Source organism: Bacillus sp. ISL-77 (assembly GCF_018613105.1).
Genome location: NZ_JAGGQY010000031.1, coordinates 93,853 through 107,624, shown reverse-complemented (window position 1 = coordinate 107,624; position 13,772 = coordinate 93,853). Strand labels below are relative to the sequence as shown.

13 protein-coding genes are annotated in these 13,772 nt (G+C 38.2%); all 13 read left to right on the top strand.

Features of this window, described 5'->3' with window-relative positions; genetic code table 11:
* The first annotated feature begins 24 nt into the window (after positions 1-24).
* Positions 25-294: a 30S ribosomal protein S15 gene (gene rpsO, locus J7E77_RS11775; protein WP_026566475.1), complete on the top strand. Its 270-nt coding sequence runs from the start codon at positions 25-27 to the stop codon at positions 292-294.
* A gap of 243 nt (positions 295-537) precedes the next feature.
* Positions 538-2,652 (top strand): polyribonucleotide nucleotidyltransferase, encoded by a 2,115-nt coding sequence (pnp, locus tag J7E77_RS11770; RefSeq protein WP_214714539.1) that lies wholly within the window; start codon positions 538-540, stop codon positions 2,650-2,652.
* A gap of 181 nt (positions 2,653-2,833) precedes the next feature.
* The gene (locus tag J7E77_RS11765) at positions 2,834-3,760 is read left to right on the top strand and encodes a polysaccharide deacetylase family protein (RefSeq protein ID WP_214714537.1); all 927 of its coding nucleotides are present in this window, start codon (positions 2,834-2,836) and stop codon (positions 3,758-3,760) included.
* A 102-nt stretch (positions 3,761-3,862) separates the two neighbouring features.
* The gene (locus J7E77_RS11760) at positions 3,863-5,101 is read left to right on the top strand and encodes a M16 family metallopeptidase (protein ID WP_214714535.1); all 1,239 of its coding nucleotides are present in this window, start codon (positions 3,863-3,865) and stop codon (positions 5,099-5,101) included.
* A 154-nt stretch (positions 5,102-5,255) separates the two neighbouring features.
* Positions 5,256-5,498, top strand: a complete 243-nt coding sequence (locus J7E77_RS11755) for a YlmC/YmxH family sporulation protein (RefSeq protein ID WP_088086400.1) — start codon at positions 5,256-5,258, stop codon at positions 5,496-5,498.
* Between the two features lie 168 nt (positions 5,499-5,666).
* Positions 5,667-6,569: a dipicolinic acid synthetase subunit A gene (dpaA, locus tag J7E77_RS11750; protein WP_214714533.1), complete on the top strand. Its 903-nt coding sequence runs from the start codon at positions 5,667-5,669 to the stop codon at positions 6,567-6,569.
* The gene (dpaB, locus tag J7E77_RS11745) at positions 6,566-7,165 is read left to right on the top strand and encodes a dipicolinate synthase subunit B (protein WP_214714516.1); all 600 of its coding nucleotides are present in this window, start codon (positions 6,566-6,568) and stop codon (positions 7,163-7,165) included. The genes dpaA and dpaB overlap by 4 nt, the downstream gene beginning before the upstream one ends.
* Before the next feature lie 194 nt (positions 7,166-7,359).
* Complete coding sequence (asd, locus tag J7E77_RS11740; protein ID WP_210427125.1) at positions 7,360-8,409, top strand: aspartate-semialdehyde dehydrogenase; 1,050 nt, start codon at positions 7,360-7,362, stop codon at positions 8,407-8,409.
* Positions 8,410-8,442: 33 nt separating this feature from the next.
* The gene (gene dapG, locus J7E77_RS11735) at positions 8,443-9,687 is read left to right on the top strand and encodes an aspartate kinase (RefSeq protein ID WP_214714514.1); all 1,245 of its coding nucleotides are present in this window, start codon (positions 8,443-8,445) and stop codon (positions 9,685-9,687) included.
* Positions 9,688-9,783: 96 nt separating this feature from the next.
* On the top strand, positions 9,784-10,656 hold the full coding sequence (gene dapA, locus J7E77_RS11730) for a 4-hydroxy-tetrahydrodipicolinate synthase (RefSeq protein ID WP_214714512.1): 873 nt from the start codon (positions 9,784-9,786) through the stop codon (positions 10,654-10,656).
* A 191-nt stretch (positions 10,657-10,847) separates the two neighbouring features.
* Positions 10,848-12,515, top strand: coding sequence for a ribonuclease J (locus J7E77_RS11725; RefSeq protein ID WP_214714510.1), 1,668 nt, complete (start codon positions 10,848-10,850; stop codon positions 12,513-12,515).
* 137 nt (positions 12,516-12,652) lie between these two features.
* A complete protein-coding gene (locus J7E77_RS11720; protein WP_214714509.1) occupies positions 12,653-13,408 on the top strand; it encodes a ClpP family protease in 756 nt (251 codons plus the stop codon).
* Positions 13,405-13,644: a YlzJ-like family protein gene (locus tag J7E77_RS11715; RefSeq protein ID WP_214714508.1), complete on the top strand. Its 240-nt coding sequence runs from the start codon at positions 13,405-13,407 to the stop codon at positions 13,642-13,644. Before J7E77_RS11720 ends, J7E77_RS11715 begins: the two co-directional genes overlap by 4 nt.
* Positions 13,645-13,772 lie beyond the last annotated feature (128 nt).

Here is a 13,772-nt window from a genome sequence, read left to right as displayed (position 1 = left end):
GTAAAATTTAGGAGGTGAATCCGGATGGCAATCACTCAAGAACGTAAAAATGAACTTATCAATGAGTTTAAAACTCATGAAAGCGACACTGGATCTGCAGAAGTTCAAATCGCTGTCCTTACAGAATCAATCAACAATTTGAATGAGCACTTACGTACTCATAAAAAAGATCACCACTCACGTCGCGGTCTTTTGAAAATGGTTGGTAAACGTCGTAATCTTTTAACATTCCTACGTAACAAAGATGTTCAACGTTACCGTGTGTTAATTAATAAGCTTGGTCTACGTCGTTAGTTTACAGAAGCGGGATTATTCCCGCTTTTTTATTAGCTTTAAAAAGAGGAAAAGAAAATAAAGAATTTTTTATACATATTTTTAAGTCATGACTTTTTTGTGCATACTATTAAGGTGATTTCGCATTTAAACAATAGCTTTCTAAGCTTTTTAATAATAGTTAGATTTAGAATGATGAGTACAGCGGAAGTGAAAACTTTCGCATCATCCTCCTAAGTGATTTAGATAGAGAGGGGTAAAAATATGGAACAATTGAAACATGAATATTCCATGGTTTGGGCAGGCCGTAAATTAACTGTCGAAATTGGACAATTAGCAAAGCAAGCAAACGGTGCAGTCTTGGTACGCTATGGAGATACAGCAGTATTGAGTACGGCAACAGCCTCAAAGGAACCAAAAAACTTAGACTTTTTTCCATTAACAGTTAACTATGAGGAACGTTTATATGCTGTCGGAAAAATCCCAGGTGGCTTTATTAAACGCGAGGGTCGTCCGAGTGAAAAGGCAATTTTGGCAAGCAGACTAATTGACAGACCGATTCGTCCGCTATTTGCTGATGGCTTTCGTAATGATGTACAAGTTATTAGTATTGTCATGAGTGTGGATCAGGATTGTTCTACCGAAATGGCTGCAATGTTCGGATCTTCGTTAGCACTTAGTACATCAGATATTCCTTTTGAAGGACCGATTGCTGGTGTTATCGTAGGACGGGTTAACAATGAATTTGTTATTAACCCAACTGTAGAACAAGCTGAAAAAAGTGATATCCATTTAACTGTTGCAGGTACTAAAGATGCAATCAACATGGTAGAAGCAGGTGCGTTAGAGGTTCCTGAAGAAACTATGCTAGAAGCAATTATGTATGGCCATGATGAGATTAAACGGTTAATTGAGTTCCAAGAGAAAATTGTCGTTGAAATTGGCAAGCCAAAAAGAGAAATCAATCTTTACGAAATAGATAAGGAACTTGAGGCAGAAGTAAGGGAAATATGCGAATCTGATATGGTAAAAGCCATTCAGGTCCAAGAAAAGCATGCCCGTGAAGATGCCATTAAAGAAGTCAAAAACCAAGTGATTGCCAAATTTGTGGAACAAGAAGCTACAGATGAAGATATGAAGCAAGTAAAGCAAATATTGGACAAGATTGTAAAAGGTGAGGTTCGCCGCTTAATAACAGTGGAGAAGATTCGTCCTGATGGCCGAAAAATTGATGAAATCCGTCCGCTTTCTTCACAAATAAGTATTTTACCACGTACCCACGGTTCTGGACTTTTTACCCGTGGACAAACTCAAGCCCTAAGCATTTGTACTCTCGGCGCAATGGGTGATGTACAAATTCTTGATGGTCTTGGAATTGAGGAAGAAAAGCGCTTTATGCATCATTATAACTTCCCTCAATTCAGTGTTGGTGAAACTGGCCCAATCAGAGGACCAGGTCGTCGTGAAATTGGTCACGGTGCCCTTGGTGAACGTGCCCTTGAACCGATTATTCCATCTGAAAAGGATTTCCCATATACCATACGACTTGTATCTGAGGTACTTGAATCTAATGGTTCCACTTCGCAGGCAAGTATTTGTGCTAGTACATTAGCGATGATGGATGCAGGTGTTCCGATTAAGGCTCCTGTAGCAGGAATTGCAATGGGACTTGTAAAATCTGGAGAACATTATACTGTTTTGTCTGATATTCAAGGAATGGAAGACCATCTTGGGGATATGGATTTTAAAGTAGCAGGTACTGCTAAAGGGGTTACTGCACTTCAAATGGATATTAAGATTGAAGGTCTTTCTCGTGAAATATTAGAAGAAGCCCTCCAGCAGGCAAAGGTTGGCCGAATGCACATCTTAGATTCAATGCTTGCTACCATTACGGAACCAAAATCAGAACTTTCACAGTTTGCACCTAAGATTTTAACCATGTCAATTAACCCAGATAAGATCAGGGACGTTATCGGACCGAGCGGTAAACAAATCAATAAGATTATTGAGGAAACTGGCGTTAAGATTGATATCGAGCAGGATGGTACCGTATTTATTGCCTCTACAAATCAAGAAATGAACCAAAAGGCAAAGAAAATCATCGAAGATATTGTTCGTGAAGTTCAAGTAGGCGAAATGTATCTTGGTAAGGTAAAACGAATTGAAAAATTTGGAGCCTTCGTGGAAATCTTTGCAGGTAAAGATGGTCTCGTTCATGTATCTGAACTTGCCGAAGAACGTGTAGGTAAAGTGGAGGATGTTGTTAAGATCGGGGACGAACTTCTAGTGAAAGTAACCGAAATTGATAAACAGGGCCGTGTAAACCTTTCACGTAAAGCTATTTTAAAGGAACAGCGTGAAAAGGCTGAAAATCAATAACAAGAGACTCGGGACATTTAATCTGAGACGATAAGGAAGTCAGGGGACAACCCCTGGCTTTTTCCGTGTATGATCGTTTTAATAATTCTCTCTATATTCTTTAGAATCAGCGGCTAACAGTATCCTGAAGTTCTACCTTGTCCCTCTTATACATAATCTGTATGGAAAGGGGGAAAGTTAATTGAAAAAGGTATTTATCCTCATTGGTATTTGTTTAGCAGTTTGGATCGCCGTGGGTAATCCTTTTATAAAAAAGGAATCAGCCCTGCCAACAGCAAAAGTGTCAGACCCTCTTTATCAAAGTATTGTTAAAAATGCCCCTACATATGAAATACCGCCTATAGATGCGACTATTGATAAGGTCTGGAAGGCAATTCCGGGCTATAATGGGCGAGAGGTTAACATTGCAGCTTCCTATAAGCATATGAAAGACAAAGGTGTTTTTAATGAAAAGAACCTTGTTTTTACCCAGAAAAAGCCAAAGATTCACCTCGAAGATTTGCCGCCAGCTCCAATTTATAAAGGTAACCCTAATAAACCAATGGTAACGTTTATTATTAATGTAGCGTGGGGGAATGAATATTTATCGGAGATGCTTGCTACTCTTAAAAGACATAATATAAAGGTTAGTTTTTTTTTAGAAGGAAATTGGGTCAAAAAAAATCCCGATCTTGCTAAAATGATTGTCAGTTCTGGTCATGAAGTGGGGAATCATTCCTATTCTCATCCTGATATGAAACAATTGACGGCTGGAAAAGCAAGGGAACAAATGGTGAAAACGAATGTAATTATAGAAGCAGCTACAGGGGAGAAATGTGTTTGGTTTGCTCCGCCTAGTGGCAGTTTTCGGGATGAGACAATAAAAGTTGCCAACGAATTAAAAATGATGACGGTTATGTGGACCGTTGATACGGTTGACTGGAGAAAACCATCACCAGATGTACTTATAAATCGTGTAATGACAAAAATTAATAATGGCTCAATGGTCCTTATGCATCCAACAGAAGCAACTGCGAAATCGCTCGATCGCTTAATCACGCAGATCAAACAAAAAAACCTTGAAATTGGAACAGTTTCTGAGTTAATGAGCGAAGAAAGAGTTGAGTAATAATCACAGTAAGATATACTGAAAATTGGAGAAAAAACATTTTACTAAGTATAATGATAGATGGAGTAAAAGCAGCTTCTGTATATAGACTGGAGGAAGTCGATGATTAATAAATATACTTGCCAAAATGGAGTTAGAATTGTTTTAGAAAATATCCCTACTGTTCGTTCAGTTGCAATAGGCGTATGGATTGGTACGGGTTCAAGAGATGAGAACCCACAAAACAATGGTGTTTCGCATTTTCTGGAACATATGTTCTTTAAAGGTACTACCACAAGGTCTGCTAAGGAAATTGCCGAATCCTTTGATAGTATTGGCGGACAGGTGAATGCGTTTACTTCAAAGGAGTATACCTGCTATTATGCAAAAGTCCTTGATACACATTCCCAATTTGCACTAGATGTGTTAGCTGATATGTTCTTTAACTCCACTTTTGTGGAAGAGGAACTAAACAAAGAGAGAAATGTAGTCTTAGAAGAAATAAAAATGTACGAAGATACTCCAGACGATATTGTTCATGATTTACTTAGTAGAGCAGTGTATGGAGATCATCCACTCGGATATCCAATACTAGGTACAGAGGAAATACTTAATACGTTTACTGGCCAAACGTTAAAGGAATATATTCATGAAAGGTATACTCCTGAAAATGTTGTTATCTCAATCGCAGGCAATGTATCTGAAACATTTATTAAAGAAGTCGAAAAGTATTTTGGATCCTATAAAGGTGCTAACAACCAAGCAATTGAAAATATACCTACCTTCCATTCGAATCGAATTTCGCGCAAGAAAGATACGGAACAGGCCCATTTATGTATTGGTTTTGAAGGATTAAAGGTTGGGCATGAAGACATCTACAGCTTAATTACATTAAATAATATATTGGGCGGAAGTATGAGCTCGAGATTATTTCAGGAAGTCCGTGAGCAAAGGGGCTTAGCATATTCAGTTTTCTCTTACCATTCAGCTTATCAAGATAGTGGGATTGTGACGGTTTACGGTGGAACAGGTGCTAAACAGCTGAATGTACTATTTGAAACCATCCAAGAAACACTTAATAAATTAAAGCAAGAAGGCATTACTGAAAGGGAATTAACTAATAGTAAAGAGCAGCTTAAGGGCAGCTTGATGCTAAGTCTTGAAAGTACAAATAGCAGGATGAGTCGTAATGGTAAAAATGAACTTTTATTAAAACGTCATCGTTCGCTGGATGAAATTATTGAGCAGATTGATGGAGTTACCAAAAAAAGTGTGGACGAAATGACAAAGGCCGTTTTTACAGACAACTATTCCGTGACTTTAATTAGTCCAGACGGAGAATTTCCGAATACATTATCGTAAATGAAAAGAGGTATTCCATGCTGATGGATTACCTCTTTTTTTGTTGTCCTAGTTACTAAAGGTCTACTTAACAGCGCTTGTGCTTTTCTTAGTCTAAATAGGGACTTCCACTTATAAACTATTAATAAGGGGTAAATGAAGGGGGGATCTTGTATTGAGGTTAAGTGAATTAAGTGGAAAGGAAATTGTTGACGTAAAAAAGGCAGAACGGCTAGGTGTCCTTGGACAAACCGATTTAGAGATTAATGAAGGCACCGGACAAATTCAAGCACTGCTAATACCTTCAATAAAATGGTTTGGTTTCCGAAAACAAGGGGAAGAAATCAGGGTTCCTTGGCAACACATTAAAAAGATAGGATCAGATATGATAATAATCGATGTGCCGGATGAAGATTAATATCACTTCAGCAAAAAAAGCCCAAGCGAGTGTCAACTTGCTTGGGCTTTTTTATTTAGTACGTATGGAAAACTCACCGAATGAAGTTAACCTACATAAGATGGTGAAGTGATATATAGAAAAGGAATTCTTAGTAGGATTTTTAAAAAGAAGAAGGTGAATGTTTTCATGCTGACAGGGATGCAGATTGCCGTGATTGGCGGGGATGCCAGACAGCTGGAAATCATCCGTAAGTTAACTGAATTAGATGCGAGATTATCGCTTATTGGTTTTGAACAGCTTGATCATGCTTTTACAGGTGCAGTCAAGGAAAAGCTGGATGAGGTGGATTTTTCAACAGTGGATACCCTGATCTTGCCAGTGCCTGGTACAAATTTAGAAGGGCAGGTAGAAACAATCTTTTCAAATGAAAAGGTTATTTTGACAGGGGATTTACTCTCTAAGACTCCAGAACATTGTACGATTTATTCAGGAATCAGCAATGCTTATTTAAATGGGATTACCAAGCAAGCTAAACGGACTCTTATTCAGTTATTTGAAAGGGATGATGTGGCCATCTATAATTCAATCCCTACAGTAGAAGGGACGATTATGATGGCGATCCAACACACTGATTTTACAATACATGGGTCGAATATTACGGTTCTAGGGTTAGGCAGAGTTGGTATGAGTGTGGCGAGAACATTTGCAGCCCTTGGAGCAAAAGTTAAGGTAGGGGCTAGGAAAAGTGAACATTTGGCAAGAATCACTGAAATGGGCTTAACACCGTTTCATTTGAAGGATTTGGAAAATGAAGTAAAGAATACTGATATTTTAATTAACACAGCACCACATTTAATCGTAACAGCGATGGTTATTTCTAAAATGCCATCACATACGCTCATTATTGACCTTGCATCAAAGCCGGGAGGAACTGATTTTAGATATGCGGAGAAAAGGGGAATAAAAGCATTGCTTGCCCCGGGATTGCCAGGGATTGTTGCACCAAAAACAGCCGGCAAAATTCTGGCAAATGTTCTTGCTCAACTGCTCCAAGATGATTTACGAAAGCGAAAGGGGAAAGTGAAATGAGTTTAAAGGGTAAAAGAATTGGCTTTGGCTTAACTGGCTCTCATTGTACGTACGATGCAGTATTCCCTGAAATAGAAAAATTAGTTCAAGCCGGTGCTGAAGTAATGCCAGTGGTAACTTTTACAGTTAAAAATACAGACACCCGGTTTGGTAAAGGCGAGGATTGGATCCAGCGAATTGAAGATTTAACAGGAAATAAAGTCATTGATTCGATCGTCAAAGCCGAGCCGCTGGGACCCAAAATCCCTCTTGATTGTATGGTTATTGCTCCATTAACTGGTGTATCAATGAGTAAATTTGCCAACGCAATGAACGATAGTCCAGTATTAATGGCTGCGAAAGCAACATTGAGAAATTTAAAGCCCGTTGTACTCGGAATTTCGACTAACGATGCACTTGGATTAAATGGAGTAAACTTAATGAGGCTAATGGCAACAAAGAATATTTATTTTATTCCCTATGGCCAGGATGACCCAATAAAAAAGCCAAATTCAATGGTAGCAAGAATGACGTTACTCACAGAAACAGTCGTAGCTGCGATCGAAGGGAAACAAATTCAACCAGTGTTAGTAGAAAGATATAAAGATTCTGACTAATTATCCCCCCTCATTCATCAAAAAAGGTTATTTCTTTAAAGGAATATGGTAAAATAAATTATTCTATCATCAGTGGGGAGTTTCATTACCCACTGATGAGATAATAAAAAATATGAATAACATGCTGGCAGCTATATAAAGGCCAATTCCTTTTTGAAATATAATGACCAGCTAGTATGGAAGGGGAACTTGTAATGAATCAACAAAATGGATATCACGTTGCTGTTGTTGGAGCAACAGGAGCAGTAGGACAACAAATGATTCACACTTTAATAAAAGAGAACTTCCCAATCAGAAAACTTACTTTATTATCATCCGCACGTTCAGCTGGTAAAAAAGTGGAGGTTAATGGTCAGGAATATATCATTGAAGAAGCAAAGCCTGAGAGTTTTGAAGGGGTCGAGATTGCCTTATTCAGTGCGGGCGGGAGTGTATCAAAGGAACTAGGTCCAGAAGCTGTTAAACGTGGTGCTATCGTTGTGGACAACACTAGCGCTTTTAGAATGGATGAGAATACACCATTAGTCGTTCCTGAAGTGAACGAAGCGGACCTTCACCATCAAAATGGTATTATTGCTAATCCCAATTGTTCAACCATCCAAATGGTTGTAGCACTTGAGCCAATCCGTCAACAATTTGGTTTGAAAAAAGTTATTGTTTCAACATATCAAGCTGTTTCAGGATCTGGTGCCGCTGCAGTCGAGGAATTAATGGAACAAACTCGTTCAATCCTAAACGGTGAAGCATATGAGCCTAAGATTTTACCTGTCAAATCAGATAAAAATCACTATCAAATTGCTTTTAATGCGATTCCACAAATTGATAAATTTCAAGACAATGGATATACATTTGAAGAAATGAAAATGATTAATGAAACAAAAAAAATCATGCACTTACCAGAATTACAGGTTTCCGCTACTTGTGTAAGACTACCAGTAGCAGTAGGTCATTCTGAATCTGTTTATTTTGAAATTGAAGCGGATGACATAAGTGCGAATGACATTAAAGCATTATTAAAAGATGCCCCCGGTGTTATTTTGCAGGATGATCCGGAAAATCAACTATATCCTATGCCTGCGAATTGCGTTGGGAAAAATGATGTATTTGTTGGACGGATTAGAAAAGACATTGATGAGCCTCGTGGTTTCCATATGTGGGTGGTTTCTGATAACTTACTCAAAGGAGCAGCTTGGAATTCTGTTCAAATCGCAGAAAGTTTAGTTAAATTAGGTATTGTAAAATAAAGTTACATCAAAAAGGCAGGTTTTGGTGTCACCATGAAAATTATTGTTCAAAAATTTGGCGGTACATCTGTAAGAGATGAAAAAGGTAGGAAATATGCGGAAGGCCATATCGAGAAAGCTTTAGCTGATGGCTATAAAGTGGTTGTCGTTGTCAGTGCGATGGGAAGAAAAGGTGACCCTTATGCTACGGACACATTACTTTCATTAATCGATGGGAACTTAAGCAAAATCTCAAAACGGGAACACGACTTATTATTGTCCTGCGGTGAGATTATTTCTAGTGTCGTTTTTGTAAGTATGTTATTGAAAAAGGGTATTAATGCTGTTGCATTAACTGGCGCTCAAGCGGGATTCCGAACAAACAACGACCACACAAATGCAAAAATCAATGAAATGAAATGTGACAGGTTGCTAAGTGAGTTAGAGAAAAATGATGTTGTTGTGGTTGCCGGTTTTCAAGGAGCTGCAAAAAATGGCGATATTACCACAATTGGTCGTGGCGGAAGTGATACCTCAGCTGCAGCTTTAGGTGCTGCCCTTAATGCAGAATGGATAGATATTTTTACCGATGTGGAAGGAATTATGACAGCCGATCCACGCATTGCAGAAAATGCACGGCCACTTCCCATAGTAACTTACACAGAAGTGTGTAATATGGCTTATCAGGGTGCAAAGGTCATTCATCCACGAGCAGTTGAAATCGCAATGCAGGCAAAAGTACCCATTCGGATTCGCTCAACCTACTCAGATAATTTAGGAACCTTGGTAACCTCATTAAATAAAAATAATCGTGGCAGTGACATAAAGGAACGAGTTGTAACTGGAATCGCTCACGTTTCAAGTGTAACGCAAATAAAGGTATTCGCTAAAAAGGATCAATATTACTTGCAGGCAGAAGTATTTAAGGCGATGGCCAATGAAGGAATCAGTGTAGATTTTATCAATATTTCGCCAAACGGAGTAATCTATACAGTAACAGAGGAAATGACCGATCGAGCAATACAGGTTTTAAACGAATTAGGTCATGATCCTGTCGTAGAGCGTCATTGTGCAAAAGTTTCTGTTGTTGGTGCAGGGATTGCCGGAGTTCCTGGAGTTACTTCGAAAATCGTAACGGCCTTATCGGATCATGGAATTCGGATACTACAATCTGCAGATAGTCATACTACGATTTGGGTACTTGTAAAGCAGGAGGACTTGGTTAAATCCGTAAATGCCCTTCATGATGCTTTTCAATTAGAAGAAGAATCATTTGAATTTAATCTTTCAGATTTATAGATGATTTCACCAATTTAATGGTAAATCCTTATAATGAATTCGGAAGAGAAAATGAGTGTTTTTAGTATGCTGGATTGTATTGAGAGGAGTAAGAATATGGTTCATTTTGGGCGAGTATCGACGGCAATGGTTACCCCTTTTGATAAAAAAGGACATATTGATTTTGCCAAGACCACGCAATTAGTGAATTTTTTAATTGAAAATGGAACAGAGTCACTTGTGGTTGCTGGAACCACTGGTGAATCACCAACGTTAACTAAGGAAGAAAAGTTGGCATTATTTGATCATGTTGTAAAAACGGTAAAAAAGCGGATTCCCGTAATAGCAGGAACAGGAAGCAATAATACTTATGCATCTGTTGAATTGACAAAAAAAGCTGAGCAACTTGGCGTGGATGCTATAATGGTTGTCGCACCCTATTATAATAAACCAAATCAGGAAGGTCTATATCAGCATTTTAAAGCCGTTGCAGAAGCTACATCCCTGCCGGTTATGGTCTACAACATCCCTGGCCGGTCTGCAGTTAACATCCTTCCCGAGACGATCATTAGACTTTCTAAGTTAGCTAATATTGTTGCAGTCAAAGAGGCAAGCGGGGATTTAAATGCAATGACACACATCATTGCCAATACGGATGATGATTTTGTATTATATAGTGGGGACGATAGCCTGACAATCCCTGTTCTTTCCATTGGCGGTGCAGGCGTTGTTTCGGTTGCTTCACATGTGATTGGAAATCAATTGCAAGAAATGGTAAAAGCATTCTTTAATGGTGAGAATGAAAAGGCTGCAAAATTGCATCAGCATCTCCTCCCTTTCATGCAAGGTTTATTTACTGCTTCTAGTCCTGCGCCTGTTAAAACAGCCTTACAGGTAACTGGATTAGACGTTGGATCAGTAAGGCTTCCTCTCGTAGGGCTAACAGAACAAGAACGTGCAGCGTTAATTACTTTATTAAATAAGGTATAATGACTACCTAAAGCCAACCGAAGGATCATTCGGTTGGCTTATTTTTGTTTAGAATTAGCATAATTATTATAAATGTTGGAAAGGTTTTCAGAAATCTAGTATAATAACTCTAACTGATCTCGATCGGAAATTAAAAAGCGGAAGCGCATGTTAACGGCGTATACTCGTTTCAACTTAGGAGGATTTACAATTTGGTACAGAAAATAAATAATTCCATTAAGTTAATTACACTTGGTGGTATAGGAGAAATCGGAAAGAATATGTATCTTGTTGAGGTGGACAAGGACATATTTATCATAGATGCCGGCTTAATGTTCCCCGAGGAAGAAATGCTTGGCATAGATATAGTAATTCCGGATATTACATACTTAAAAGAAAATAAAGACCGGGTAAAAGCAATTTTCTTAACTCATGGCCATGAAGATCATATAGGGGCTTTATCGTATGTACTTCGTCAATTAGATGTCCCTGTCTATGGAACCAAGCTAACACTTGCCCTTGCAAATGCTAAACTTAAAGAACAAGATTATTTTGGTAAAACAAATTTTATTGAGGTGGATTCGGATACGATTATTAACTTGGATGCTGTTGATGTAAGCTTCTTTAAAACCAATCATAGTATCCCTGATTCTGTTGGTGTTTGTATACATACCTCTGAAGGGATCATCGTTTATACTGGTGATTTTAAATTTGATCAAGCGGCTACAAAGCTTTATAAACCAGAAATTGGGAAGATGGCATCCATCGGAGAACAAGGGGTATTATGTTTGTTGTCTGATAGTACAGAAGCAGAAAAGCCGGGGTACACCGCATCTGAAGCAATTGTTGAGCGTGAAATGTCAAATGCTTTCTATAATGCACCGGGGAGGATTATTGCTGCTTGTTTTGCTTCAGATATAAATAGAATCCAGCATATTTTTAATGCAGCAAATGAGAATGGACGTAAAGTCGCAGTGGTAGGGAAAAGTCTAGAGAGAATTTATCATATTGCCCTTGATTTAGGATATTTAGAAGTAGCAGAGGATTTAATCATTCCTATTAGTGAGATAAAAAATTATCAAGACCGAGAAATAGTCGTATTAATGACTGGAAGTCAGGGTGAACCTATAGAGGCATTGCAGAAAATGGCAAAGCAAATTGATAAAGTGATTAATATTCAAAAAGGAGATACCGTTTTAATCGCTGCTTCACCTCTTAGGGGGAGTGAAGTATTTTTATTCAAGACTGTTGATATGCTCTTTAGAGCCGGGGCAAATGTTATATCAGGTAAAAGAACCATCCATGTATCGAGTCATGGAAGCCAAGAAGAATTAAAATTTATGATTAACTTGATGAAGCCCAAATATTTAATACCTGTTCACGGTGAATACCGGATGCTAAAAGCTCACCGAAAATTGGCTATGGAATGTGGACTTACCGATGAAGAAATCTTAATTCCAGACCGTGGTGATATCCTTGAAATGAAAGACGGGAAGCTTGCCCTTGCTGGAAAGGTTCCATCTGGGAATATACTAATTGATGGAATTGGTGTTGGTGATGTTGGAAATATAGTCCTTCGCGACCGAAGACTTTTATCGCAGGATGGAATTCTTATTGTGGTAGTGACCTTAACAAAACAAGATCGGAAAATAGCTGCAGGACCGGAGATTATCTCAAGAGGCTTTGTTTATGTTCGTGAATCCGAAAAATTGATGGATGATTCAACAAATCTAGTTCGAGACATTGTAGAAAGAAATATTGCAAAAGATTCCTTTGAATGGTCAAGTTTAAAGCAGGATATTAGAGAAGAATTAAACCGAAATTTATATGAAAAAACAAAAAGAAGACCAATGATTCTTCCAATAATTATGGAAATCTAAAAAGCTAACCTAAATATCATAAATGGTATATTACTCTTATTAAAAAGCACTGGGGATCCAGTGCTTTTTATTTTAAGCATGAAATTACCTCCTACAGGTAAATACTAAACAATATCATGCTTGAAGGGAGTATTAGGATGAATAACGACATACAAAAAATTGAATCTGAAAACCAAGAAGGCGGGGAGCCTCAAAAAGAGGAAAAACCTTCTTCTGCATTGATAGAAAAGATTCAGCAGCTAGGACAAACCAATGTTCCACAGCTTTCAACTGATTCTAAAATTCATTGTCTGACCATTATCGGTCAAGTTGAAGGACATCTAGCACTGCCGCCACAAAATAAAACAACAAAATATGAACATTTAATTCCTCAACTCGTTGCAATAGAACAAAATCCAAAAATTGAGGGGGTCCTTATTATTTTAAATACGGTTGGTGGCGATGTCGAGGCGGGTCTAGCAATATCCGAAATGCTAGCGACCATATCAAAGCCGACTGTTTCAATTGTATTAGGAGGAGGGCATTCAATAGGGGTCCCAATTGCTGTTTCCTGTGACTACTCCTTTATTGCGGAAACCGCAACAATGACGATCCATCCGATCCGATTGACTGGTCTAGTGATAGGCGTTCCAGCAACTTTTGAATATATGGATAAAATGCAAGAGCGGGTTGTCAAATTTGTAACAAAGCATTCCAAAATTACCGAAGAAACATTTAAAGATTTAATGTTTGCTAAAGGTAATTTAACCAGAGATATAGGTACCAATGTCATTGGGGTTGATGCTGTAAAAACAGGTCTCATCGATGAAGTTGGCGGACTTGGGCAGGCAATGAAAAAGTTAAATGAATTGATAGATCTTCATAAAGAAAAGAATGAAGTGTTGATTCAATGATTCTTTATACCATGATGCCACCAGAACTCATTTTTCCATATGAGGCCAATTCACCTAGCAATCAACAAATGGCAAGCTATCAAGGAATTCCACTCTTAGTCGAGTCTATAGATGGTCAAAATGTTCAAATTATCCGAATTCTGAGCACGGATCCACAGCATTATATGGATAATCAAATATGCCCAGGCGCAAAAATTTCTTTCGCGAGCCTGGAAGGATTGTCCGCATTGCAATAGTAGATTATGGTATAATCAGTGTAAGATACAAGAGCAGCCTGAATGGCTGCTTTCTTCCTTTTAACTCCTTTTATCTTAGGATGTAATATAAAAAAGGATTAAATATACCATAATGAAACAACAAGGTG